We start from the raw sequence: 25,340 nt of genomic DNA on the forward strand, positions 1-25,340 counted from the left end.
GCGGGCCAACCATGGAGACAGCTATGGCAAACGAAAAACTCACGAAGAACGAGCGTCGCGAGCGGGCGCGCGAGCAGGCGCGTCTTGCCCGCGAGACCGAGAAGAAGCGCGAGAAGCGCAACCGACTGCTGCTGCAGGGCGGCGTTGTGCTCGGCGTGTTGGCGATCCTTGCGGTGGTGGGTCTCGTGCTGGCGCAGACCCTGAAGCCCGCGGGCCCTGGACCCGAGAACATGGCTTCGGGTGCGGTGACCTTCGGTGCTGACTTGAAAGTTATCGAGACGCCAGCGCTGCAGCCTGACGAGTCGCGCGAGGCGCCCGATCTCAGCTGGGATGAGTTGCCGATCGACGTGACCGTGTATGTCGACTACATGTGCCCGGCCTGCGGCGCCTTCGAGCAGACCTACGGCACGATGCTCGAGAACTACATCGGGTCGGGTGACATCACGCTGTCCGTGTTTCCGCTGAACTTCCTTGACGCGACTTCGATGGGCACGAAGTATTCGACGCGAGCCGCGAACCTCGTGAGCTGCGTGGTCGAGCAGCAGCCTGATGTCGCGTTTGCTTTGCACAACCGACTGCTCAGCGCGAACGTGCAGCCTTCCGAGGGTACCTCGGCGCTCACCGACGATCAGCTCGTTGAGCAGGCCGAGCTCGCTGGCGCGACTGCAGACACCGAGCTGCGTCAGTGTGTGAAGGATCAGCGCTTTGCCGACTTCATCTCGGGTAACACGAAGAAGGCCACCGAGACTGGCCTGTGGGGGCTCGCCGAAGGCGCGCGCTTGCTTGATGCCAGCGGCCAGAACCTGCAGCCCGAGAATGAGCCGCAGCGTCTCATCAGCACGCCCACCGTGATCGTCAACGGTGAGCAGTGGTCTTCGGGCCGCGACGGTGACCTTGAGGCCTACATTTTGAAGGTGAAGGCCGCGCTCGAGGGGAACGGGGCCGACACGGCTCCCGCAGCCGGGGCCGACACGCCAGCAGAAACAGAGTAAACTAGGCGGGTGGCCGACAAACTCGGTCACCCTTTGCCGCCTTAGCTCATCTGGTAGAGCAGCGCCCTTGTAAAGCGCAGGTGGTCGGTTCGAGTCCGACAGGCGGCTCTGATGCAGGAACGCATTGCGTTCCTGCGAGGAGTCGGCCCCGCCTGGGCGGGGCCCCACGGAGCGTAGCGCGGGGTGGGCTCCACTCGAGAGGCCCACATTCGTGGGCCTCTTTCGTTTCGCCGCCTGCCGGACTCTGAACCGACCCGGGTGAAGCGCAGCTTCACCGAGCACGGGCACCATTGAACCTGCAGATTGCTCTTTTGCCTGTAGTTCTGGGAAAGAACTGCAGGTTCAACGTCACAGTGCCGGTTCTAGCGAGTTTGTGAAAGTTGGCGATGGCTCGCGTTGCCCGAGAGTAGGGTGAACGGGTGACCCCAAGCAAACAGAGCCTTCCAGTGTGGGCTGCGCTCCTGGGGTCGGGTCTAGCTGGAACCCTGGTGGCGCTGCAGTCCCAGGTCAATGGCGGCCTGAGCCAGGAACTCGGAAACGGCTACGTGACTGCGGCCGTCTCGTTCGGATCGGGTTTTGTGATCATGGTGCTCGCCGTGGTCGTCTCCGCCCGCGGACGCCGGGGGATCCACAAACTGCGCGCAGAACTCGCATCGAAGCACCTGCCGGTGTGGGCGCTCACGGGCGGTCTCTGCGGTGCGTTTTTCGTACTCGGGCAGGGGTTGGTGGCACCGTTGCTCGGGCTGGCGCTCTTTACCGTGGGCATTGTCGGCGGTCAGGTGCTCGGCGGGCTGGTTATAGACAAGGTTGGCCTCGGCCCGGGGGGCAAAGTGCGACCGAGTCCGCAGCGCATTGTCGGCACGGTGCTTGCGATCGTGGCAGTGGTGCTTTCGGTGCTCGCTGACCTGAGCGCGCCCGGAGGTGAGAGCCCGAAGTTGTGGCTCGTGCTGATCCCGGTGGCCGCCGGGCTTGCCATTGCGTGGCAGTCGGCAGTGAACGGCCTCGTGCGATCAGCATCGCAGAGCGCGACCGCGGCGACATTCGTGAACTTCTTGGTTGGCACAGCGGTACTCGTGCTGGCAGCCTCGGTCTCGGTTGGGCTCCAAGGGTGGCCGCAGACGTGGCCCAGCGAGCCCTGGTATTACGTCGGCGGATTCGTGGGCACGATTTTCATCGGGGTCGCGGCGATGCTTGTTCGCGCCGCCGGGGTGCTGCTGCTCAGCATGTCCAACGTGGCGGGCCAGCTCATTGCTTCGGTCGCCTTTGATGCCGGCATCCCCCTCGCCGGGGGAGTCACACCGGGGCTCCTTGCGGGGGCCGCGGTCGCGCTGCTCGCGGTGACGATCGCCGCGCTGCCCAGGCGGTCTACGCGGGGGTGATCACGCGATCCACTGTGAATCGCAATACCGCTTCGCTGCAAATGCGAGTGCAGTGTTGACAACATGGGGTGTTCTCAAAAGTGGATCGAGCCCATCTTCAGGGACATTTTCCGCGTCAACTTGCATCATCAGACGATATTCGTCAGACTAAGTTCTGGCGCCGAGGTTAGGGTTGCCTCAGTAAAGTCCGATGAGGGGCCCGTTGGGTCCCTTTTGTTCGGTCTGCGCGCATTTTCCGGTGTTCGAACAAGGAGCGGTTCCGCATGTCATTAGGGAAGAAGATCCGCGGCGGTTTCGCTGCGTTGCTTTCCGCATCACTCATCCTGAGCGGTGCGCTGCTTGTCGCACCAGCGGCCTCGGCGGTCGAAGCCACACCAGTGGTCACCCCAGCTCTTGTCGCAGCCTCTGAGGCCGGGCTCGAAGTCAAGATCGACTTCACGAACGTCACTATTCCCGAAGGTCGCGTGGGAGTGTATGTGGCATTGGTCGAGACGGGCACCACCGCAGCAGTCGGGCGCGGTGCATTTGTTGATTCCGCTCTAATTGCTGACGGCGCGGGTTCGGGCACATATGTGGCCGCCAAGACTGGTCTCGACCGTTCGAAAACCTATCAAGCCCTGGTTTGGTACGCGCACGGTGCAATCACGACTGAATCGATAGTGGCACGTGCCGACATTGCTGTGAGCCCCGAGAGCTGGGATCTCGTGTTTCCGCCGGCGACTCCTGCGCCCGGGACAGAAGCCGATGGCTCAGATATTCCAGGCGAATCAACTGAGACTTCTGATGCAGAATTGCCTGGCGAAACTAATAACAACCCGATGCCCGACGGAACAGCGACTGTAACTGTTGCTTCCGAAACGGGACTGACGGTGCGTACCGAACTTACGGGCGTAAACGCAGCAAGTTTGCCAGCGGGGGTGCACGTGGGGCTAGTGCTGCGGGGCACAGCCATTGGTTCTGTAACCGGAGACTTTATCGCCGTTGGTTCAGTTCCCAATCCTCTCAACCTCGATGGCACACTGAGCTACGATCTCCCTGTTGCCGTTGACAAGCTTGATCGCTCCGCTGAGTACGAGATAGTTGTGTGGCCCCGTCGAACGAACCCGGTGGCATCAAATGTTGTCGTGGTTTTGCCTTTCGACGTGGATGAGGCGCAATGGGACGCAGTTTTCCCGGCGGCTGGCCCCTCACTTTCGGCGGATATCTCCTTGGCCGACGAGAATGGGATTGAGCTAGTCGCTCGTGTTGCCGGGCTTGATCCTTTGGCTCTGCCAAACGGTGTTCACGTCGGTGTCATACCGGCAGGAATGGCTACTACTGCTGTCACAGCTGACTTCCTGGCTGTGGGGAGCATGCGTCCGGCCGATATGCCGGTTTCTGGTGAGTTTGATCTTGCACTCATGTTGGACGCATCGAAGCTAGATCGCACGAAGTCCTACGAGCTTCTTGTTTGGAAGCGTCACACTACTCCGAGTGTTGCATCGAATCTCGCATTGTCACCGCTTACGGTCTCAGAATCTGAATGGGAAAAGGTGTTTCCTTCTGGTGACGGGGTACGCGCGACAGTGGGCAAGGTTGTCTCGGGTGAGAGCATCCAGATTCATGTGACCGCTTCCGGATTACCGGTGCGGAATGAACGCGTCTATGTTGGTTTCTTTGAGAAGCCCGCAGTTGGTTCGGGCTCTCTCGCAATAGATTCTGAAGCCCAACTTGTTGACGGTGCTCTCGGTACCACGCTGAGTCTTCCTGCCAGCAAACTCAATCGCACTAAGAGCTACGAAGTTGTGATTTGGAAATCCCGAACCGTACTGTCGTCAGGGGATTACGGTCACGCAGATGTCCTTATTTCCAGCCCGCAGTGGGACGATCTATTCGCGACCCCGATCAAGCCGACCCCGTTCCCGCAGCCCGCACCCGGGCCGGCACCCGAGCCAGCTTCGCAGAGCGCCGGATCCCTCACCTGGGGCATCTCGACGAGCTTCGCGAGGTATGTCACCGGCGACGTCGCGAGCGGTACCATCACCACGAGCGGTGTGGGCGGTGGCCGCGGCGGCTACGTTTTCCCGCAGGCCAGCGGTGGCTCGTGGAACGCGCAAACGCAGACGGGTTCCATCCCGTTCTCGGGCGTGGTCACCTTCTCGGGGCACAAGGGCGCGCTCAGCCGAACCGTCAGCAACCCGGTGATCACGGTGACGAGCGCCACAAGCGCGACGATCTCCGTCTCGGGCCAGCCCTTCGCCACCCTGAACCTCGCAGCCGGGTCCAAGAGCGTCGGCGCGAACGGTGAAATCACGTGGAGCGGTGTTCCGGTGAGCGGCGGTTTCGGTTACGGGAGCTACGATCTCGCGGCGGATCCGCTGACCTTCACCGTGGGAGCCGTGAGCGGCGCGACCTTCGGATCCACCAGCGTCACCGCCCCGGTGAACATTCAGCGCACCGCGGCACCGGCGCCTCCGGCCACGAGCGGCGTGCGGGTCATCACCCAGTCGAATGAACTCGTCGCCGGCGGTGAGATTGAGTTTGAGGCATCCGGTTTTCAGCCGGGCGAGCGAGGCATTCTCGTGGTGATGTACTCCGAGCCGACCGTGCTCGACACGAACGCCGGTGCTGATGCGAACGGTGTGGTGCGCTGGATCGGCACCCTGCCCGACGATCTCACGGGTGAGCACACCATCACCCTGCAGGGCAGCATCAACGTCGGAAAGGTGATCACCATCGCCGCCGCCGAGCCGGTCAAGAAGTCCGCGTTCAACACGTCTGAAGTTGAAGACGCTCAGATCACCGAGGTGCAGGCCGCCGGTGTCTCAGATAGCGATGGCCCCGGCTGGGTAATCTGGGCAAGTGCGCTCGCTCTGCTTGTTGTGGCAGGTGGCCTGACCGCCCTGGTTGTGTCACAGCGCCGCCGCGCAGGAGGGGGCACGCTATGAGGACCAAGCGACGCAGAATCGCCGCAATTGTCGGCGCCGCCGCAGTGATCGGCTCTGCGCTTCTCATGCCCGTCTCAGCGAGCGCCACACCGGCCCTGGCTGAGGGGGAGGGCGAGACTGTCTCCGCCTGCCAGGTCGAAACCGCGACCCTCAATTGGGGCCTGAAGCAGAGCTTCCGCCAGTACATCACCGGTGCAATCGCCGGTGGGGGTTGGGAAGTCTACGGCGACGCCACCTATGTCACGCCATCGCTCACCGAGACGGGTGCCGTGGAAGACGGCACCGACCTCTTCCAATGGAGTGACGGAACGGGTGAGGTCGCCAGCATGCTCGACACCGGCACCATCGCGTTTGCGGGGGGCGTGCACTTCAGCGGGCACGATGGCGGGCTCGAACTGAACATCGCGAATCCCGCGATCGAATTCGAGGGCCCAGACACCGGCTACCTGCTCCTCGAAGTGAGCGAGGCACCCGCCGGTGAGGCTGGCACACAGGTACGCGCGGCAAAGCTCGACCTCGCCGAGAACGTAGCTGCGAGCGGGCAGGAACTGAGCATCATGCGTGCGACCGTGCGATTGACGGCCGAGGGTGCCGTGGCCTTCAACGGGGACTCCGACCGGGGAACGTACGTCGCGGGCGAGGAGATGGATCCGCTGTATGTGCAGGCCACGGTTACTGGGTGCGAGCTCGGCGAGATAGTCGCGGTGGATCAGCCCTCAGACTCTGCAGAAGACGCCACCGTGACCCCCATTTCCGCAGCGTCGGAAGCGGCGCCCGCGGTACCGTGGGTGCCCATCATTATCGGTGGCGTTGCGCTGATCGTCATCGGCATCGCCGCGGGAATGCTCATCGCGGGCCGCGGGAAGGGCGGGGCCACGCCTCCTCCGGGCACTCAGGACTAACCTCAACAGCGCCGAGGGGTCGCAATTCCACCACGTTCGCGAATCGCGCGGTGGAGTTGCGACCCCTCGGTGTTGAATCAGGCGAGGTGGATCAGGCTCCGCGCAGGTCCAGGCGAGGTGGATCAGGCTCCGCGCAGCGGGAGGACGATGCCCTTGCCGGTGACCGGGTGCGGAATGACCTCCACCGCGGTCTCGTAGACGTCAGAGATGATCCCCGCGGTGAGGACGCGCTCGGGTGCGTCGCAGGCGACGATACGCCCGGCGCGCAGCAGCGCGATACGGTCGGCGTAGGCCGCCGCGAGGTTCAGGTCGTGCAACACCACCAGCACCGCATCGCCGGCCTCGGCGCGCGAGCGCGCGAGAGACAGCACCGCCTCCTGGTGCCCGAGGTCGAGCGCCGCGGTGGGCTCGTCGAGCATGAGCACGCCCGTGCGCCCGGCCATGACGCGGGCGAACGAAACGCGCGCGCGCTCACCGCCCGAGAGTGACGGCACGCGGCGATTACCGAGGTGCCCGATGTCGGCCGCGGCGATCGACTCGGAGATCGCTGAGTTGTCGTCGTCTTCGAGGGGGGTGCGGCGCCACGGTGCGCGACCCATTTCGACAACCTGGTGCACAGTGAAGGGAAAGAGCACCTGGTTGTCTTGCAGCAGCACGCTGCGGCGGCGGGCGAGGTCGGTGAGCGACCATTCGGTGATGTCGCGCCCCGCGAACTCGATGCGGCCGCCATCCGGCACTACATCGCCAGACAGGAGGCTGAGCAGTGTCGACTTCCCGGCACCGTTGGGTCCGAGGAGCGCGAGGACCTCGCCAGCACGCAGCTCGAGCGAAACCCCGTCGAGGAGTTTGCGCGATCCACGCACCACTTCGACTCCGTGGGCAGCGCAGACGACCGCACCAGGCGTAGTGCGCTCGGGCGTGAGAAAGTGTCGTGCGTTCACTAGCCCCACCCTCCGCTGCGCTTCCGGGTGCGCCTGAGCAGCCAGAAGAAGAATGGCCCACCGACGAGCGAGGTGAGCATGCCGATGGGCAGATCCGCCATGGGAACAATGGTGCGCGCACCCAAATCGGCGAGGGTCAGGAGCAGGGCGCCGCCCAGCGCGCTCGCGGTGACGAGCGGGAGGTGGGCGGGGCCGAGCACCATGCGCATGAGGTGTGGAATCACGAGGCCGACGAAGGCGATGATGCCAGCGAATGCGACCGCTGCCCCGACGAGGAGCGACACCAACACGATCACCCCAATGCGAAGCACCTCCACGTTGACGCCGAGGTGACGCGCGTTGCGCTCGCCGAGTGAGAGGAGGTCGAGCTTGCGGGCGACCATGTACGAGATGAGAAGTCCGAGCGCGATGACGGGCGCGACGATGACCACCTGCGACCAGCGGCTGCCAGCCATGCTTCCGAGTTGCCAGAACACGATCTGCTCGCGCGACTGTGTGTCGCCCAGGAAGGTAAGGAGGGCGATGGCCGCGCCCGCGATCGCGTTCACGGCGATGCCGGTGAGCACGAGCGTCACCACCTCTGTCTTGCCGTCGGCGCGGCTCATAAAGTAGACGAGCAACGTCGCCCCGAGGCCCGCGATGAAGGCAAACACCGCCGTTGTCCACTCACCGAAGAACGTGAGGCCGAACACGATACTGAGGCCCGCACCGACCGCGGCACCTGACGAGACACCAATGACCCCGGGCTCGGCGAGCGGGTTGCCGAAGACCGCCTGCATGAGCAGACCCGCGACCGCGAGGCCCGCGCCTACCAGGGCGGCCATCACCACCCGGGGAAAGCGGATGGCCCACAGTGTCTGGTCACCCGCTGGGTGCGTGGGGAGAGGGAACCAGTTGATCCCGATCGGCTGCAGGAGCGACCCCAGCACTTCGCTCGGTGGAATCGCGAGTTGGCCGGTACCCGCCGAGGCCAGGAGTGCAAAGACGAGCGCCACCCACAGGCCAGTGAAGAGGATCGCTTTCGACGCTGCGTGCCGCGAGGCGGGAGCGGCTGGGCGCGGGGGCATCATGCGAAACAGGGTTCTTTCTGAGCTGGTGGATCCGGGTCAGGCGGCCTGAGACCGGCCTGTCAGGCTGGGGAGAAGCTTGCGTTCAACTTCATCATATGTATCTTAGCTAAGCTGACTTGGTCGTTCGCAGTGAGGCCGAGGGTCACGCACTCGTGGGGCCCGGAAAGACCGAAAGAGGTTCAGATGACACACCCGCGCGACTCCCGCCGCACCCGCGCGTCCCTCGTTGCCGCAGCCCTCGTCATGGGTCTCGGCCTCACGGCGTGTCAGACGGGTTCGATCACGGCCAACGAGGTCGCCTCGGTCACCGTGGATCTGCCTCCGCTCTCGGAACTCACCCCGATCGCAGAGCCCGCCGCATGGGAGGGGCCGAGCACCGCGCCCATCGGCGGACCCACGCTCTTGCCGGTGGCAGACAACCCCGAACAGGTGCTGCCGGCGACCGTGACATCGCACGACCACATCGGCGATACCGAGGTGGTCGTCGAGGATGCCTCGCGTGTGCTCGCGATTTCAATGACGGGTACGCTCGCGGAACTCACCTATGCGTTTGGACTGGGGGGCACCCTGATCGGTCGTGACGTCTCAACGAACCTGCCGGGCCTCGCGGACCTCCCGGTGGTCACCGGCACCGGCCACACGCTTGATACCGAAGGGATTGTGGCGCTCCAGCCCACCCTGGTGCTCACCGATAACTCGGTGGGATCTGCCGATGTCATGCTTCAACTGCGCGACGTGGGCATCGATGTCGTTGTGATCGAGCGGGCAAACAACCCTGAGACCACCTACGAGACCGCGCGCCAGGTGGCCGCCGCCCTGGGAGTTGCTCCGCTTGCAGAGACCCTCATCGCAGAACTCGACCAGGCGATTACCGAGAAGGTGGCGGAGATCGCGCAGCTTGCTCCTGCCGATCAGTCACTCCACCCGAGGGTCGCGTTCCTCTACATTCGCGGTCAGTCGGGGGTCTACTATCTCTTCGGTGACGGCAGTAGCGCCACAAGCCTGCTCGATGGACTCGGGGTGGTTGATGTCGCGCAAGAGATTGGCTGGGTCGGCGAGAAGCCGATGACTGACGAGGCGCTTGTCGCAGCCGATCCAGACATCATCGTCGTGATGACAAAGGGCCTGAAGAGCGCCGGCGGCATCGACGGGTTGATCGCGGCGCAGCCGAGCATCGCACTCACCACGGCTGGCAAGAATCGCCGCATCATCGATGCCGACGACACGCTGATCTTCGCCGGCGGCACACGGATTCCCGACATCCTTGACGGTTTGGCGCGCGCCATTTACGCTCCAGATTCACTCCCCGATGCCTCCGCCTCCTAGCGGATCGCGGCCCTCCGGGCCGGCGCAGCGACTGGGGGTGCTGTCAGGCTCGCGAGTGTAGTCTGGGGTGGTTCTGTCTGCGGATCCACTGTGGATAGGTGTTTGGTTCAGTGCGATAGGGGAGGGCGAGTGGCGCCACATCACGGTGACGTCGAGGCACCGCGTCAGTCGCGGCAGACTCTCCCGGAAGATCGCTTTGACCGGCTACCGAAAAGCCGCCGCGTGGGGGCCCACCGCATCGCCGCGAGGCCGCACAGGTTCTGGTTCTATCTCGTGGCGGTCGTCATTGGTGTCGTGGTGCTGAGCGCCGCCGGAATCGTGGCCGTCCAGGTCTTTGGCACGAACGTCGGCACCTTCACGAGTGATCAGGCGGAGCCGGGCGCGGCTCCCGCACAGATCGAGGGAGTACTTGACCCCGAGGCCACGGTTGCGATTCTGAACGGCACCGAAACGCCGAACCTGCAGGCGGGCCTGGAAGAGGTCATTACCGAGAATGCCTGGGGCAAGATCGCATTCGTCGAGTATGCGGCCTCGCGAGACGTGCAGATATCTGCGGTGTTCTACAGCGCACCGGAAGACGAGGGGGCAGCGGCCGGTCTCGCCAAAGAACTCGGTGGGGTCTCGTACTATCAAAGCCCGAACTACGCGGAGTATGGTGTCAGGCTTGTGGTGCTTCTGGGAGCGGATTACGCGGGGCCTGGCTTCGATCAGGCCGAGAACATCACCGCCCGACTTGAGGGTTCGGGCGAGGGATCCGAGCTTCCTGCGGAGTAGCGCCACGGAGTTTCGGGTGTTCGCCCGTAGCGTGCGTCGCCGCTTGCACTCTCGGTGCGTGAGTGCCAAGATTGACTTAGCAGTCGGTTCACCTGAGTGCTAAGAACTCATGCTTCGGCGCATCCGTTTGGGCGCGCCACCGGAAGACTCCCTGGAGGGATGAACACATGGCAAAGATTATTGCGTTTGACGAGGAAGCACGACGCGGACTTGAGCGCGGACTCAATATCCTCGCTGATGCCGTCAAGGTGACGCTCGGCCCGCGTGGCCGCAACGTCGTTCTCGAGAAGAAGTGGGGCGCACCCACAATCACTAACGACGGTGTGTCGATCGCGAAGGAGATCGAGCTCGACGATCCGTTCGAGAAGATCGGTGCTGAGCTCGTCAAGGAGGTCGCTAAGAAGACCGACGACGTCGCGGGTGATGGCACCACCACCGCAACCGTGCTTGCTCAGGCGCTCGTGCGCGAGGGCCTGCGCAACGTTGCCGCTGGCTCCGACCCGATCGCGATCAAGAAGGGCATCGAGAAGGCAGTGAACGCTGTCATCACGCAGCTCCTTGCGAACGCCAAGGAGATCGAGACCACCGACGAGATCGCGGCGACCGCATCCATCTCTGCTGCAGATGAGCAGATCGGCAAGCTCATCGCCGAGGCCATCGACAAGGTGGGCAAGGAAGGCGTCGTCACCGTCGAGGAGTCGAACACATTCGGCACCGAGCTCGAGCTCACCGAGGGCATGCGCTTCGACAAGGGCTACCTGTCGGCATACTTCGTCACCGACGCCGATCGCCAGGAAGCTGTGTTCGAGGATCCCTACATCCTCCTCGTCAACAGCAAGGTCTCGAGCATCAAGGATCTCCTCCCGGTCGTTGACCCCGTAATCCAGTCGGGCAAGCAGCTGCTCATCATCGCTGAGGACGTCGAGGGTGAAGCCCTTGCGACCCTCGTGCTGAACAAGATCCGTGGCATCTTCAAGTCGGTCGCCGTCAAGGCTCCCGGCTTCGGCGATCGCCGCAAGGCCATGCTTCAGGACATCGCGATCCTCACCGGCGCGACCGTCATCTCCGAGGAGGTCGGTCTCAAGCTCGAGAACGCCACCCTCGACATGCTCGGCACCGCTCGCAAGGTCATCATCACCAAGGACGAGACCACCATCGTGCAGGGTGGCGGCGACGAAGAGCAGATCGCCGGTCGCGTGACCCAGATCCGCCGCGAGATCGAGAACACCGACAGCGACTACGATCGCGAGAAGCTGCAGGAGCGCCTCGCGAAGCTTGCCGGCGGCGTGGCAGTCATCAAGGCTGGCGCGGCCACCGAGGTTGAGCTCAAGGAGCGCAAGCACCGCATCGAAGATGCCGTGCGTAACGCCAAGGCTGCAGTCGAAGAGGGCGTTCTGCCCGGCGGCGGTGTCGCGCTGATCCAGGCCGGCAAGGTCGCCTTCGGGTCGCTCAGCCTGGCGGGTGACGAGGCTGTGGGTGCACGTATCGTCGAGGTCGCCATCGAGGCACCGCTGCGTCAGATTGCGCTCAACGCTGGCCTCGAGCCGGGTGTTGTTGTGGATCGCGTATCCAGCCTGCCGAATGGCCACGGCCTGAACGCCGCGACCGGCGAGTACGGTGACCTGATTGCTCAGGGCATTCTCGACCCGGCCAAGGTGACCCGCTCGGCTCTGCAGAACGCAGCGTCGATCGCAGGCCTCTTCCTCACCACCGAGGTTGTTGTCGCTGACAAGCCCGAGCCCGCGGCCGCCCCCATGGGTGACCCGAGCGGCGGCATGGACTTCTAAGTCCGAGCACTCCGTGTGGGAGTTGCCTGATCCCTGGGATTAGCGTCAGCTCAACTTGAACAGAGACCGGGGTCGTACCGAAAGGTGCGGCCCCGGTTTTTTGTGCATGCCCTCCGACGTAGGGCGCAAGTGGTTGGTTCCCGCGCATGCAAGCAACCACTCGCGCCCGACTGCGAGGGGCCCATCCCGTGAGCGGGGCGAGGGGCGCATTCCGTAAGCGGGGTGAGGGACCGCAGAGGGTGGATCGCGCTACGCGCGCGATCCCGAGTACGCGACCTCTTCAAGGGGCAGTTCGACCCTGAAGGTTGCCCCGCCCCCGGGTGTCTCGTGGGAGCTCACCGTGCCACCGTGTGCTGCAATGATGGATTGCACGATCGACAGTCCCAGCCCCGTCCCACCGGTTTCCCGATTTCGGGAGTTGTCTGCTCGCCAGAACCGATCGAAGATCTTTGAGCGGAACTGCTCAGGGATTCCCTCGCCGTGGTCGATAACTTCGAAGAGTCCAACGCCCCGCTCGGCATCGGTGCGAACGGAAATCTCGAGCGGACTCCCCTCGGGGCTGTAGCGCAATGCGTTGCCGATCAGGTTCGTCATGACCTGACGCACCTTGTGCTCATCGCCTGTCACCACCGGCTCGCTCGGGTCTCCCAGCACCGTGACCTCCCGGTCTGGTGCCTGTGCCCGAGTATCGAGGGCAGCGTCGGCAGCGAGCTGATTAAGCGGGAGCGGCGTGAGCTTCAGCGGGCGCCGCTCGTCAAGTCGTGCGAGAGCAAGGAGATCCTCAACAAGGGAGGTCATGCGGATCGCTTCCTTCTCGATCCGTTCCATGGCCTGCCCCACCTGTGCCTCGTCTTGCAGTGCACCCATGCGATACAGCTCGGCGTAGCCGCGCACCGACACCAGTGGCGTGCGCAACTCGTGGCCAGCATCGCCGATGAAGCGTCGCATCTGTTCGATGGTGCGCGCTCGTTCGGAGAAGGAATTGTCGATGTGATCGAGCATCACATTCAGCGACTGGCCCAGGTGGCCCACCTCGGTGTGTGGGCTCGCGACCATGATGCGTTTGGAGAAGTTACCGCGCGAGATCTCGAGCGCGGTGCGCTCCACCTCGGCGAGCGGAGCAAACGTGGTGGTGACGAGGATACGCGTGAGCGCAGCCCCCAGGAGGAGCACCGCCAAGCTGAACCCAGTGAAGACCACGGTAAATCGTGCCATTACCTGGTTTGCATTTGACGTCGACGAGGAGATAAGCAGGATGCCCCCCGGCACTCCCTCGCTGGACATGATGGGAATAGCGACAGTGCGCCACTCGATGCCGTCCTCGCTGGTCAGCGTAAACACCCCGTCGCCCGTTCCCTGCGCCCACTCGGGAGTGAGGGGAGGTAGTTCAGGCACGGTGCGATAGTCTTCGCCCTGCTCGTTATCGTGTAGCAGCTTGCCATTTGCATCGAGCACCGCAACGTAATACCGGTTGCTCGCGTTCCGCACGTCGTAACTCGTCAGCGAACTCGTGTCGGCACCGGGGGCAAGTATCTCGGTGGGGTCTGCCCGAATCTGCCGCAACTCGGCATCTTGCACGTTGATGAGTTGTGGCCGTAGGAATGACTGCGTGCCAATGCCGGCCACGATCAGACCGAGCGACAGGATGAACACCGTCACACCAGTGATCTTCGTGCGGAGTGAAACATCGGCCCAGCGCTGCGCGAGCGATCGCTGCAGATCTGGGACATCAGGTGTGCCGATCGGTCCGGTATGCGAAGGCACCCTCCCGGTCGCTATTGGGCCGGTGCGTGCAGACGACTCAGCCGAACCAGCGGGCCCCGCTTGCTGCCCCACGACGCCCTACTTGGCGTCGGTCTTCAGCATGTATCCGAAGCCGCGCTTGGTCTGAATGAGAGATTCCTCAGTGAGTGGATCGAGCTTCCGACGCAGGTAGGAGATGTACGACTCAACGATTCCGGCATCGCCATTGAAGTCGTACTCCCAAACGTGATCGAGAATCTGGGCCTTTGAGAGCACCCGGTTCGCGTTCTGCATCAGGTAGCGCAGCAGCTTGAACTCCGTCGGGCTGAGCTCGACGGGCGTACCGCCCACATTTACCTCATGCGTGTCTTGATCAAGCACGATGGGTCCGGTCTCGAGTACCGCTTCTTCGTCCTCTTGAATTGTGCGGCGGAGGATGGCCTTAATGCGCGCGATGATCTCGTCGAGGCTGAACGGCTTCGTTACGTAGTCGTCGCCGCCTACGGTGAGCCCCTGCACCTTATCTTCCACGTCATCTTTTGCCGTGAGGAAGAGGATCGGAGCCGTGTAGCCCGCCGAGCGCAGCCGTTTGGTCACGCTGAAGCCGTTCATATCTGGCAGCATCACGTCAAGAATGATGAGGTCGGGCTCTTCCTCAAGCACCGCAGAAATGGTCTGTGCCCCATTCCCCACTGAACGCACCCCGAATCCCGCGAAGCGCAAGCTCGTGCTGAGCAACTCGCGAATGTTCGGTTCGTCGTCAACGATCAGAATCCTGGGACCCTTTGGCTGAGTTGTCATAACCCCAGTATCTGACAGTTCGCTATGCTTCCGCTGAAAAATCTTCCCAGTGGATCGCGAGACTAAAGCTCGTCAGCGTTCATGATCGTGTAGGCGTATCCCTGCTCGGCCAGGAAGCGCTGCCGATTCTGCGCAAAATCCTGGTCGACCGTGTCGCGGGTGACGAGCGTGTAGAACGACGCAGACGCCCCGTTGGGCTTCGGGCGGAGGAGTCGACCCAGACGTTGTGCCTCCTCCTGCCGCGACCCGAACGAGCCCGAGATTTGAATCGCCACAGAGGCATCGGGAAGATCCACTGAGAAATTGGCGACCTTTGAGACGACAAGCAGTCGCTCGCGACCCTCACGAAACTCGTTGAACAGGCGTTCGCGCTCGTCGACCGGTGTCTGGCCGGTAATGAGTGGGCAGCCGAGCGACTCGGCCATCGATTCGAGCTGATCTATGTACTGACCGATGACGAGCACGCTCTCGCCCGCGTGACGCTCGATGATGCGCCGCGCGATCGTCTCCTTCACTGAGGCGCTGGACGCGATGCGGTAGCGATCCTGATCCTCGGCAATGGAATAGTCAAAGCGCTCGCTCTCGGGAAGCTCGACGCGTACCTCGAAGCACTCGGCCGGGGCGATGAAGCCCTGCGCCTCGATGTCTTTCCATGCGGCGTCGTAGCGCTTCGGGCCAATGAGGCTAAACACGTCGCCCTCACGGCCATCCTCGCGTACGAGAGTCGCAGTGAGGCCGATACGGCGGCGGGCCTGCAGCTCTGCGGTGAGCTTAAACACGGGTGCCGGCAGCAGGTGCACCTCGTCGTACACGATGAGACCCCAGTCGTGTGCGTTGAGGAGGGACAGGTGCGCGTACTCGCCACGGCGTTTGGCGGTGAGGATCTGGTAGGTCGCAATGGTGACCGCGCGTACCTCCTTCACCTGGCCCGAGTACTCGCCAATTTCATCTTCGGTGAGGCTCGTGCGCCTGAGCAATTCGTCTCGCCACTGCCGCGCCGAAACCGCATTGGTGACGAGAATGAGCGTCTTGGCGCCCACGGCGGCCATTGCGCCCGCACCCACGATGGTCTTCCCCGCGCCGCAGGGCAGCACCACGACACCCGATCCGCCCAATGAAAACGCGTCGACCGCCTTCTGCTGGTAGTCGCGCATGTGCCAGCCATCTTGCACCAACTCGATGCTGTGCGGTTCGCCGGGGGTGTAGCCGGCTAGGTCTTCAGCAGGCCACCCGCGCGCCACCAGTTCTTGCTTGAGCTGGCCGCGCGCCCATGCGGCGACGGGATACGTGCGCTCGTCGATCTTGTTGCCGAGGAGTGGTGCGATCTTCTTGGCGCTCGCAATTTCGCGCAGAATGGCCGGTTCGTCGCTGCGCACTACGAGTTCGCTGTTTGCGTCTGCCGGGTCGAGACGTTCAATCGTGAGGCGACCGTAGCGGCGCATGGTGTCTGCGATTTCGCCAGACACGGAAGTCGGTACCGGAAACTTCGCATACCGATCGAGGGTCGCGACGATTTCTTCGGCGGTGTGGCCCGCGGCTCGTGCGTTCCAGAGGCCGAGCCGCGTCACTCGGTAGGTGTGGATGTGTTCGGGCGCGCGTTCAAGCTCCGCGAACACCGCGAGCTCGTGGCGCGCGTCCTCGGCATCGGGATGTGCCACCTCGAGAAGGACGGTGTGATCGCTCTGAACGATCAGGGGGCCAAGAGTCATAACAGACCAGTTTACGCGGGTACTGGCGCGACTGCGACGATCGCAGACAGCGGCAAGGTACGCTCGACGCCCGCCACCTGATCCGTCGCGCGCAGGCGACCACCGGTGAGGGCAACAGGTAGCAGGGTGAACGTGCGCTCGTCGCTTCCCGCGGCTGCGGTGACCTGCACGGGGCTCTTATCGCGGATCGCGAGCTCAAGCTTGCGGCTCAGATCGCCCGCCCCCGACGCGGCCTGCGTGGCCTCAAACACCCGGTCTGCGAGCGCATCGAGGTCGGCCGCCACATCGCGCGTGGTCTCAAAGGTGGGGGCCGACGTGACCCTTCGCGGGTTGGCCGCCGCGGCATCGCGAGCGGCGGTCGCGCGAGCTCGTCCATCGGAGACCCATGCGTCGCCCGGCCGGGCGTGCGCATCTGCCGGCCACCTCGCGCGATTCAGGTCGGTGAGGATGAAATCAAGCGGCTGCGGGATGCCCGTGAGCGACACCCGGGCAAGGAACGTGCGAATCGACTCGGTGCTATGCCCGTGCTGCAGCGCCCGGGTCAGCGAGGCCAAGGTCAAGCGCATGACGGCCGCAGTGCCGAGTTGCTCGGTCTCGGCAATCTCGGCGAGCGCCTGCTCGTCGGCGGGTATGAGCGGCCCGGGAACCACGACCGAGAGATCGGGCTGTACGTAGACCCCGGTGACGGGCTCTGGCAAGTCGCGGGCCGCGATCTCAAGCGCGGAAGCTCGATCGCCAGAAAAGAGAAACAGTGCAGCCGGGGAGAGCTGGCCGTGCGCGGTGAGCCCGAGCACCTCGGCGGTGGCGGCGTAGTCGGCGGCCGCGTCGCGAGCGGTTGCGGGAAGCAGTGGATACTCATAAGCAAGCAGTGCCCCGGCCGCGAGCTCCAGGTCGCCTGAGGCCAGATCAAGCGCTCGTCGAACCTGAGGATCTAGCTTCTGCGTGAACGCCCATGCGAGATCGAGCCACCGTTCGGGGTAGGGCTGCCCCAGCCAATCGGCGGCACGCTCTGACGTGACGAGCACCACAGTGGAGCCACCCGGGCGACCGGCTGCCATGGGCTCGGCGAGGCCGGCGAGCTGCAGCACCGAGAGCAAGTGCCCGGTGCTCGCCGCGTCGCCGTGGGTGCTCTCTGCGAGGCCCCGCACTGCGGTGGCCGTGACCGTCCCCTTGCGGCTGAGGCGAGGCGGCTGAGCCGCAAGCACGCGCAGCAACGCCGCGGCACGCCGCACGGATGTCAGGGCGTCGCCGAACCAGCGAGACGTGTCTGCCGGGTGGTGTGGCGCGATCCTGTCAGAGGTCGAGAGGCCATCGTTGCCGAGCGCGCGCTCCAGTGCCTCGGTGATCTCAGGCACGTGGGTGGTTGCGCCCGTGTGTTCGTCGCGACCGACAAGCCCCTGCACGCGCAGGGTAGCGAGCGCCGCGGGATCCACCCCGGACTCACCAACTGCGGCGAGGGTCTGCAGTGCGAGGAGGCCATCGCGATCCACTGTGGCAATAGCTCGCGACACCGATTCGGGGCGCAGCAGCTCGATAGCCAAGCCGAGTGGGTCGTGCACGGAGCCGGGTGTCTGCACGCGGCGTATGTCGAGCAGACCGCGCACCTCGGCGCGACTCAGCTGCGCAATTGATGCTGCCAGTGCGAGTGTGCCACTCATGGATGTACCGTCCCGCTACTTCTCGCCCCGGCGCGAGCCTCGGCGACTGAAATTGAGCACCAATAGAATCATGAGGAGAACGAAGCCGATGGGCAGCCCAACGTAAGAGATCCACACCACCACCGGCCACATACTCGCGGCGAGCACATCGCGTCCGGCAACCATGGCGACCACGAGCGTGGTGAGATATGCCGCCACGGCGACCGCGATAATCGTGAGCGAAGAATAGGCGAGCAGTCGCTCAACGACGGGAAACTTGCTGGAGTCTGTAGACATCCTTCGTATTCTACCGCGAGGGTTCTCGCCGCGACCGGCGGGCGCCGAGTGTGGGCAGGTAGACTGGGGGGATTGAATCGGGGCGAGCGCCCCGAAACTGTGCGTGAGCGCGCCCGCGAGAGACGCGGCCAGGCGCTAAAAGTGAAAGGGCGGGTCATGCCGAACGGCAAGGTCAGGTTCTACGACGAGGAAAAGGGCTTCGGCTTCATTCAGGGTGACGACGGACAGCAGGTATACCTGCACAACTCTGTGTTGCCCGCAGGTCACGAGGTTGTCGCGGGAACGCGTGTCGAGTTCAGCGTTGCCGAGGGTCGGCGTGGCCCACAGGCGCTGTCGGTGCGGGTCATCGACACGCCAAAACTGGCGCGCCGCAACCGCAAATCGGCCGACGAGATGGCGATTATCATCGAAGACCTGGTGAAGCTGCTCGACGGGCTGGGCGAGCGGTTGAAGCACGGGCAATACCCGGAGCGGCAGCAGGCGCGCCAGGTTGCGACCATGCTGCGTCGGGTTGCGGATGACTTCGATGTCTGAGACGAACGAGGCCGTCGACGCTCGCGAGGCCGGAGCGCTGAGCGAGACGGTTGGGGTCGACGATGCTGCACCGAACGAGGCGGTTGGGGTCGACGATGCTGCACCGAACGAGGCGGATTCCGCGTACGTAATTCCTACGGACGGAGTCGATTCCTCGGCTGAGGCAGAGTCTGAGGTCGTGACAGAGATCCAGGCTGTGGCCGAGGTTGCGGCCGACGCTGGTGCCGTCGAAGCGGTGGTGGATCCCGAGCCCGCCGCACAAATTGAGCCTGATCCGGTGTTGCTCGCCGCACGCGAACAGGCGCGAGCCGCGCTCGCCGAGATCACTGCCCCGCAGACCATTGGAGCTGAAGACGGACACGAGGCTCACGAAGCGCACGTGCTTACGCTCTACTTCGAATGCCGATTGCCTGGCTACCCTGGATGGCGTTGGGCGGCGACGCTGGCGCGAGTCGATGAGGAATCTGACATTAACGTGCTCGAGGTAGAGCTGCTCCCTGGCGCTGGTGCGGTGATAGCACCGGAGTGGGTGCCCTGGTCGCAGCGTCTGGCTCAGTTTCGCGAAACGCAATCCCGCCAAGCCGTCGACGAGGCCACGGCCGCCGAGGAAGCAGCGGCCGAACTCACCGATGAGGATGAGATCGATCCCGAAGATGACCTGCTGGAGAACGATTTCAGTGACTTCGACGACGAGATTGACGGCGTCGACATCGACGAAGAAGATGATGAGTCCGACGATGATGAATCAAACGAAGACGATGAGTCTGACGACGATGAATCTGGCGAAGACGATGAGTCTGACGACGATGAATCTGGCGAAGAAAGCGAAGACTCTGACGATATCTCAGGCGATGATGATGAAGAATCGGAAGACGAGTAGCCGTATCTCATGAGAACGAAGCCCGACTCCCTCGAGGGAGTCGGGCTTCGTTTATTTCCCGACCCTTGCGTCGTGCGTTTTCGTCAAATTGATGCACTCGATTCACTTCTGTAGGACGTGCAAGAAGATACGTAATTTGCACCGATGTCCTGACTCCCTGACCCTTCCTAACCTGTGGGGGAATTCGGGGGTTACGGCGTCGATGAAGGTGTCGAGGTTCAGACTCCCAATCAACGCGGCGGCAGTTGCGGTAGGGGGCGTACTAAAACAAATTGGTCACTGGCGAGTGAATGCTCGTCTCGCGACCAAGAGTTTTTGGCTCTTCGCTTCGCAGTTGCACCCGGGCCATGGGGGCACAAGGTGTACAGACAGAGCATCGTCAAGGATCGCACTCGCAAGCTGATCGCTATCTTCAGCGTGAGTGCATTTCTCATGTTGGGGGCATCCCCGGCTCTTGCGGAGGAGGTGCCAGCAGATCCTTCGGCGGTTCCGGCCGCGCCGGTCGAACCGACGCCCGAGCCAGCGCCCGAGCCAGCACCAGTCGAGCCTGCGCCGCCCGCTGAGCCCGCACCCCCAACTGAACCAGCTCCCGAGCCGGCTCCTCCCGTTCAGCCCGCACCACCCGTTGAGCCGCTTCCCGTCGAAGAGCCGCCGCCGGCGGCTCCCGCAGAACCGGCAGCGCCAACACCACCCACCGCAGGATCGGATGCAACGGAGGCGAGCGTTCCAGCACCCGAGCCTCCGTACGTTCGCTGGCGAGTCGCCGACGAATCAGACGCTCTCGTCGCGGGAACGACGATTGAGCTCCAGGGCCCCCGCAACGACAGCGTCGCAGACGATGGTGCCGATAGCCAATGGGCAGCTGCGGTGAGCACCCGCGTGACCGACAACGTGGGCCAGGACGGATATGCGGGCGAGGATCTTGACCCGATCGCCGGACAGTTCATGGTGAAGCAGCTTGTTGACCATCGAGATCCCGCTGTGACCCATGACGTTGCGGCCGGGGAGACCCTGAGGGTGAAGCCGGTGGTTGCTCCTTCCGGGTACGAGGTCGAAGTTGCGGCATGGCTGGATCTTGCGTCTGTCTCTTCCCCAGATGCGGTTGTGTCAACTCTCATTCTCCAAGTCCCAAGCCTCGACCCCGTCGAAGAGCCCCAATCATCCGCCCGGTCCGGTGCTCCAGATATCAGCCTGCTTGCAGCACCGCCGGGAGCTGAACCGAAGGGTGCGTACCAACCCAGCTTTGACAGCAGCGATCCGACCACCTGGTATTCCTCCGGGAGCCCAGCCGAAGCGACGGAGATCAACTCCTTCACCTCGTCGTTCACCCAGTCAGGCGTGAACTGGATCCTAGGCGCGACCTGGACCCGACCGAGCGCAACCGGTGCCAAGGGATGGTCGATTGAATACACAGTGGCACCTGAGCGTTGGGGTGCGGCTTCGGGTACCACGCTCGTTCCCCAGCCAGATCGTTCGCAAGGCGGCATGGTGATCATTATCGAGAACAGCAACGCACAGAACTACACAACGCAGCGCTGCACTTACACCTCGCTGGCGAATTATCCCGGTACCTGTGTGTCTGTGGCGAACGCGCTGTCGTCGCCTGATGGCGGATTCACAATGGTGTTGAGCCTTACGCTCACCCCAGAATTCGTGGGCCAACAGGGTTGCCCGTCAACGCTAGGTTCCACGGGATACATACGGTCATGGACGGGCAACAAGAACATCCAGGCATGGGTCGCACCCGTGACGGTGAACCCGCCCTCAAACTGCGCGAAGATCACCGTGAACAAGGAAGTGCTTCGCGGATCTACATCGAATCTCGCTGGTGCTACATTCCGCCTCTACACGGGCACTTCGTCAACAGTCGGTTCGCCGGTGTCCGACGCTTGGGCCACCTGCACCATTGGTGCAGCCCCGGCGACATCCTGCACGATGACGCTTCCTTCGTCAGCAAATGGAAATGCGTACTGGGTCGTCGAAGAGTCAGCGGGCGCTGGCACGTTTGCACTTCAGAACATCGCAACCGGGCCAACCGGCACGGTTGACACGTTAAATCCATACCCAGGGCGAACTGCAACCGTGACCGCCGGGCAAACGCAGCAGATACCTCGAGCAGGTACCGGCGAAACGACAAGCATTGGAAAGACCACCAATGCCTTGAACAACCCGCAGCTCGTGCCTGACTGCGTGGCTGGTCTCGATGTCGTACTCATACTGGATCTTTCGACCTCGATATCTGCGGCGCAGCGCACTGACTACGCCAATGGCTTGGAGCAAATGGTCGAAGCGCTGCAGGGCACGGGTTCACGCGTCTCGGTCGTAACATATAACGCCGCCGCAGCGAATCCCAACACGTTCGGTATCGCCAACCTGACCTCAGCAGACAGCCCCGGCCTGATAACAAGCCTCAGAAACGGGGTGCTCAACGGAGCGAACTTCGCTGCGGGTACGAACTGGGACGACGGATTCCAGCGGGCAGCGACTCTCGCCGCGGGTAGCCCGGGAGTCTACGATATCGCGATGATGATTACGGACGGGGCTCCGAACTACAGCCGGACGAGCAGCTCCAGCTACGACGTGAGGTTCCACTCGGTTGAGAATGCGGTGCTCTCTGCCAACGCAATCAAGGCCCAAGGCATCCCCGTTTGGACAGTAGGCGTCGGCAACGCGATTGGTAATCCGCTCGGCGAAGTCAACTTGCGGGCGGTTTCCGGCCCTGGCGACTACTTTGTCGGTGCCTGGGAAAGCCTGGGTGGAACTCTCGAAGACATCGCAACCGCTGCGACTTGCCAGGTGCCGATTGAGGTCAGCAAGACCACGGTGTCGGTCGCGGGAGCCACGACGACCCTCGTAGACGACTGGACCTTCGGCGCACTCAAGGCGGCAGAGAGTCCGGGCACTCTGCTCGGCGCGACTCCACAGACGACCAGCCCCACAAACGACCATCTTGCGAAATGGAGCATGCGATTCACCGAGCCTTCCGGCCAGAGCGCCACTGTGACCCTTTCAGAGACGGTCAAACCCGGTTGGACGCTGACACAGGTCGTCTGTAACGCGGTTGATCTGACGGATTCCATTGTCCTGTCCGGCGATCAGGCATCTGTAGCGCTGAATCTCACAGTTGGGCAAACGACGCAATCATGCGTCTTTACCAACACCGAGACTCCACTGCCGGCCGACGTCACCTGGTCGAAGGTCGCTAACGAGACCGAGGAGTTGCTCGGCGGATCTGAGTGGACGCTGACGGGCCCTGAAGTCCCCGCGGATACAGTGGTGGTTGACTGCACCTCCGCACCCTGCGCGGTGGGCGCCTTCCTTGACCAGAATCCCATCGCGGGTCAGTTCAAGCTCATGGATCTCCCCTGGGGCGATTACACCCTGACGGAATCCAAACCGCCTGTCGGCTACTCCGGCGTCGGATACTTCGAGTTCACCATTGATGTGTCCAACGGTGGCACCACTGTCGACTTGGGTGGCGCGACGAACAGTCCCCTCCCGGGCGCAGTCTCGTGGTCGAAGGTTGACTCGGTGAATGGTGAGTTGCTCAGCGGGTCCGAGTGGAAGATCGTCGGCCCGGCCCCCTCGCTTACCGAGGTTGCGATTATCGACTGCACGAGCGCACCATGCCTCGGCCCCGACGTGGATCCGATCGCGGGCCAGTTCGAGCTTGAAGAACTCGTGTGGGGTAGCTACACGGTCACCGAGACAAAGGCGCCACCGGGGTACATCGGAGGCGTGGAGTTCACCTTCACGGTCGATGCGCTGAACGCAGGAACGGTCATCGACAAGGGCGAATTCGAGAACGAGCAGCAGCCGGGTGTTGCACTGCCGCTCACCGGTGGGCTTGGCTCCGACATCTTCAATATCGCGGGTGTAGGTATCGCACTACTTGCCCTCATCCTCGCGGCAACGTACGCGATCCGTCTCCGCCGAATTCCGGAGGTGATGTGACGACAGCAGAGCGACATGGGGGAGTCGCCGGCCGGGATCCACACCTTGGGCCACGACCAACAATCACAAACAGCAGTCTCATGAACCGGACGAGCAGAGTTGCCGCCCGACGAGAGGAAAAGATCATGGATCAAGGAAATCGGGGGCGGCTCGCGAAGCGAGCGCTCGCCGCACTGGGAGCCACAGCTCTCGTGCTCATCGGTACCGTCACATTCAGTAGCGCGGCCTCCGCGGAGGAAGAACTGGCAGTACCCGTCGGGCCCAGCATTTCGAACATCACTGGCACCGCTGGCACCCTCACCATCCACAAGCATGCGGGTGACCCGGGCGAGGCCGGCAACGGCACCGTCATCACCGACCCGGCGAAGATCGCGGCACTCGGGGCGGGACTTGAGGGTGTGGTGTTCAGTATTGAACGAGTTACCTTCGACGGCTCGCCGATCGACCTGACGACCACGGAAGGTTGGGACGTCGCGCAAGACGCGACAGTCGCGAAGGTGCTCGGTGGGCTCGACGACTTTGGCAAGGTTGCCGCAACCACAGCGACGACGCTCGCGGGCGGAATCGCGGTCATCCCGACCCTTCCCTACGGTATGTACCTCGTGACCGAGACGAGCCCAGGCCCGAACCAGATCGTTACCCCGATTCAGCCATTCCTGGTCACGGTGCCCTACCCGCAGTCAAGCGACAGCACCTGGCTGTACGACGTACACGTCTACCCCAAGAACAAGCTCAACACGACGACGCCGGAGAAGACGGTGTCGGAACCTGATGCGCTGGTTCTCGGTTCCACAGTGGACTGGACCATCACGGCGCCGATTCCCGAACTCGGCGAGGGTGGTACCTACAACAAGTTCGTCATCACCGACACCTTGGATCCGCGACTCACCCTCACCGGCGCCGTCGTGAAGATCGATGACACGGTGCTTGAATTTGAGACGCACTACGAAGTCACCGGAAACGTGGTCATTACGCTCACCGGGGCTGGTTTGGCGCTCTTGGCCGGTGCCGACAATGTCACTGTTGAGGCATCCACCACGGTGGATTCCCTCGGGGACGGCGAGACGGGTGGTCTGATTCCGAACCAGGCGATCGTGAACGTCAACGACTCGATACGCGAGACCGGGTACCCGCAGACCAACTGGGGTCCACTGAAGGTCATCAAGCAGGCTGCAGTGGCACCGAACAACACGTTGCAGGGCGCGGAATTCACGCTGCACGAGTCGAAGGATGGCCCCGTGCTCGCAGAGGTGGGCACGCTCACGACCGACGTGAATGGTGAAATCGTCGTTGACGGCCTGTGGGTGGGAAATAACGCCACGCTCTCGAAGACGTACTGGCTGAAGGAGACGAAGGCTCCTGCAGGCTACGTGCTTCCGGCCGGTGATGCCGCGTGGACTGAGGTCACCGTCAACGCAGGTGCAGCCAGCACCGTGGTGCCAGTGCTCATCAACAACACCCAGCAAAACGCACCGCGACTGCCCCTTACGGGTTCGACTGGAACCACAGCGTTCATGATCGGCGGGATCGCACTGCTCCTCACCGCGGGCGGAGTGGCACTCGCCACTGCCCGGCGCAAGCAGAGCGTCTCGAAGCAGTAGTCGCCGCCGACGGGGCGGGGAGAAATGCGCTTCCCGCCCCACCGCACCACCACACAACTTCATTCACTTCACTTCATTTGATCGGG

General features: G+C 63.3%; 18 protein-coding genes and 1 tRNA gene. 12 read left to right on the forward strand and 7 right to left on the reverse strand.

Annotated features, from left to right (window positions below; genetic code table 11):
• Positions 1-23 precede the first annotated feature (23 nt).
• From ACTNFK_RS02385 to ACTNFK_RS02405, 5 genes are all read left to right on the forward strand, one after another.
• On the forward strand, positions 24-992 hold the full coding sequence (locus tag ACTNFK_RS02385) for a DsbA family protein (protein ID WP_435936058.1): 969 nt from the start codon (positions 24-26) through the stop codon (positions 990-992).
• 35 nt (positions 993-1,027) lie between these two features.
• Positions 1,028-1,100: transfer RNA gene (locus ACTNFK_RS02390), tRNA-Thr, on the forward strand.
• Positions 1,101-1,411: 311 nt separating this feature from the next.
• Positions 1,412-2,371 (forward strand): DMT family transporter, encoded by a 960-nt coding sequence (locus ACTNFK_RS02395; RefSeq protein ID WP_435936059.1) that lies wholly within the window; start codon positions 1,412-1,414, stop codon positions 2,369-2,371.
• A gap of 263 nt (positions 2,372-2,634) precedes the next feature.
• On the forward strand, positions 2,635-5,298 hold the full coding sequence (locus tag ACTNFK_RS02400; RefSeq protein ID WP_435936060.1) for an HtaA domain-containing protein: 2,664 nt from the start codon (positions 2,635-2,637) through the stop codon (positions 5,296-5,298).
• The gene (locus ACTNFK_RS02405) at positions 5,295-6,200 is read left to right on the forward strand and encodes an HtaA domain-containing protein (protein WP_435936061.1); all 906 of its coding nucleotides are present in this window, start codon (positions 5,295-5,297) and stop codon (positions 6,198-6,200) included. Before ACTNFK_RS02400 ends, ACTNFK_RS02405 begins: the two co-directional genes overlap by 4 nt.
• 122 nt (positions 6,201-6,322) lie before the next feature.
• Here the strand turns inward: ACTNFK_RS02405 and ACTNFK_RS02410 are convergent, their stop codons facing one another.
• Together ACTNFK_RS02410 and ACTNFK_RS02415 are read right to left on the reverse strand one after the other, a co-directional pair.
• Positions 6,323-7,141 (reverse strand): heme ABC transporter ATP-binding protein, encoded by an 819-nt coding sequence (locus ACTNFK_RS02410; RefSeq protein ID WP_435936062.1) that lies wholly within the window; start codon positions 7,139-7,141, stop codon positions 6,323-6,325.
• Complete coding sequence (locus ACTNFK_RS02415) at positions 7,141-8,208, reverse strand: FecCD family ABC transporter permease (protein ID WP_435936170.1); 1,068 nt, start codon at positions 8,206-8,208, stop codon at positions 7,141-7,143. Before ACTNFK_RS02415 ends, ACTNFK_RS02410 begins: the two co-directional genes overlap by 1 nt.
• Before the next feature lie 186 nt (positions 8,209-8,394).
• On the opposite strand from ACTNFK_RS02415, the gene ACTNFK_RS02420 reads away from it, so the two are divergent.
• The 3 genes from ACTNFK_RS02420 (at position 8,395) to groL (ending at position 12,098) form a co-directional block, all read left to right on the forward strand.
• Positions 8,395-9,537 (forward strand): heme/hemin ABC transporter substrate-binding protein, encoded by a 1,143-nt coding sequence (locus ACTNFK_RS02420; RefSeq protein WP_435936063.1) that lies wholly within the window; start codon positions 8,395-8,397, stop codon positions 9,535-9,537.
• A gap of 129 nt (positions 9,538-9,666) precedes the next feature.
• On the forward strand, positions 9,667-10,311 hold the full coding sequence (locus ACTNFK_RS02425) for a LytR C-terminal domain-containing protein (protein WP_435936064.1): 645 nt from the start codon (positions 9,667-9,669) through the stop codon (positions 10,309-10,311).
• Positions 10,312-10,478: 167 nt separating this feature from the next.
• Positions 10,479-12,098 (forward strand): chaperonin GroEL, encoded by a 1,620-nt coding sequence (groL, locus tag ACTNFK_RS02430; RefSeq protein ID WP_435936065.1) that lies wholly within the window; start codon positions 10,479-10,481, stop codon positions 12,096-12,098.
• A gap of 249 nt (positions 12,099-12,347) precedes the next feature.
• Here the strand turns inward: groL and ACTNFK_RS02435 are convergent, their stop codons facing one another.
• From ACTNFK_RS02435 to ACTNFK_RS02455, 5 genes are all read right to left on the reverse strand, one after another.
• Complete coding sequence (locus tag ACTNFK_RS02435) at positions 12,348-13,862, reverse strand: sensor histidine kinase (protein WP_445117188.1); 1,515 nt, start codon at positions 13,860-13,862, stop codon at positions 12,348-12,350.
• 78 nt (positions 13,863-13,940) lie between these two features.
• Positions 13,941-14,642, reverse strand: a complete 702-nt coding sequence (locus tag ACTNFK_RS02440) for a response regulator transcription factor (protein WP_433645691.1) — start codon at positions 14,640-14,642, stop codon at positions 13,941-13,943.
• 62 nt (positions 14,643-14,704) lie between these two features.
• Complete coding sequence (locus ACTNFK_RS02445; protein ID WP_435936067.1) at positions 14,705-16,351, reverse strand: DNA repair helicase XPB; 1,647 nt, start codon at positions 16,349-16,351, stop codon at positions 14,705-14,707.
• An 11-nt stretch (positions 16,352-16,362) separates the two neighbouring features.
• On the reverse strand, positions 16,363-18,009 hold the full coding sequence (locus ACTNFK_RS02450; protein ID WP_435936068.1) for a helicase-associated domain-containing protein: 1,647 nt from the start codon (positions 18,007-18,009) through the stop codon (positions 16,363-16,365).
• A 15-nt stretch (positions 18,010-18,024) separates the two neighbouring features.
• A complete protein-coding gene (locus ACTNFK_RS02455) occupies positions 18,025-18,285 on the reverse strand; it encodes a hypothetical protein (RefSeq protein WP_435936069.1) in 261 nt (86 codons plus the stop codon).
• Positions 18,286-18,441: 156 nt separating this feature from the next.
• Between ACTNFK_RS02455 and ACTNFK_RS02460 the strand changes: the two genes are divergently transcribed.
• From ACTNFK_RS02460 to ACTNFK_RS02475, 4 genes are all read left to right on the forward strand, one after another.
• Positions 18,442-18,819: a cold-shock protein gene (locus ACTNFK_RS02460; RefSeq protein ID WP_435936171.1), complete on the forward strand. Its 378-nt coding sequence runs from the start codon at positions 18,442-18,444 to the stop codon at positions 18,817-18,819.
• A complete protein-coding gene (locus ACTNFK_RS02465; RefSeq protein WP_435936070.1) occupies positions 18,812-19,699 on the forward strand; it encodes a DUF3027 domain-containing protein in 888 nt (295 codons plus the stop codon). Before ACTNFK_RS02460 ends, ACTNFK_RS02465 begins: the two co-directional genes overlap by 8 nt.
• 360 nt (positions 19,700-20,059) lie before the next feature.
• Positions 20,060-23,653: a SpaA isopeptide-forming pilin-related protein gene (locus ACTNFK_RS02470; protein ID WP_435936071.1), complete on the forward strand. Its 3,594-nt coding sequence runs from the start codon at positions 20,060-20,062 to the stop codon at positions 23,651-23,653.
• Between the two features lie 125 nt (positions 23,654-23,778).
• The gene (locus ACTNFK_RS02475) at positions 23,779-25,254 is read left to right on the forward strand and encodes a SpaH/EbpB family LPXTG-anchored major pilin (RefSeq protein ID WP_435936072.1); all 1,476 of its coding nucleotides are present in this window, start codon (positions 23,779-23,781) and stop codon (positions 25,252-25,254) included.
• The last annotated feature ends 86 nt before the right edge of the window (positions 25,255-25,340 follow it).

The sequence above is a fragment of the Leucobacter fengyongliangi genome, assembly GCF_052386045.1.

Coding starts and splice junctions, on each gene's coding strand:
- ACTNFK_RS02465 (WP_435936070.1), top strand. CDS start 18,812: ATGTCTGAGACGAACGAGGCCGTCGACGCTCGCGAGGCCGGAGCGCTG.
- ACTNFK_RS02415 (WP_435936170.1), bottom strand. CDS start 8,208: ATGCCCCCGCGCCCAGCCGCTCCCGCCTCGCGGCACGCAGCGTCGAAA.
- ACTNFK_RS02405 (WP_435936061.1), top strand. CDS start 5,295: ATGAGGACCAAGCGACGCAGAATCGCCGCAATTGTCGGCGCCGCCGCA.
- ACTNFK_RS02450 (WP_435936068.1), bottom strand. CDS start 18,009: ATGAGTGGCACACTCGCACTGGCAGCATCAATTGCGCAGCTGAGTCGC.
- ACTNFK_RS02445 (WP_435936067.1), bottom strand. CDS start 16,351: ATGACTCTTGGCCCCCTGATCGTTCAGAGCGATCACACCGTCCTTCTC.
- ACTNFK_RS02440 (WP_433645691.1), bottom strand. CDS start 14,642: ATGACAACTCAGCCAAAGGGTCCCAGGATTCTGATCGTTGACGACGAA.
- ACTNFK_RS02400 (WP_435936060.1), top strand. CDS start 2,635: ATGTCATTAGGGAAGAAGATCCGCGGCGGTTTCGCTGCGTTGCTTTCC.
- ACTNFK_RS02420 (WP_435936063.1), top strand. CDS start 8,395: ATGACACACCCGCGCGACTCCCGCCGCACCCGCGCGTCCCTCGTTGCC.
- groL (WP_435936065.1), top strand. CDS start 10,479: ATGGCAAAGATTATTGCGTTTGACGAGGAAGCACGACGCGGACTTGAG.
- ACTNFK_RS02455 (WP_435936069.1), bottom strand. CDS start 18,285: ATGTCTACAGACTCCAGCAAGTTTCCCGTCGTTGAGCGACTGCTCGCC.
- ACTNFK_RS02385 (WP_435936058.1), top strand. CDS start 24: ATGGCAAACGAAAAACTCACGAAGAACGAGCGTCGCGAGCGGGCGCGC.
- ACTNFK_RS02475 (WP_435936072.1), top strand. CDS start 23,779: ATGGATCAAGGAAATCGGGGGCGGCTCGCGAAGCGAGCGCTCGCCGCA.
- ACTNFK_RS02460 (WP_435936171.1), top strand. CDS start 18,442: ATGCCGAACGGCAAGGTCAGGTTCTACGACGAGGAAAAGGGCTTCGGC.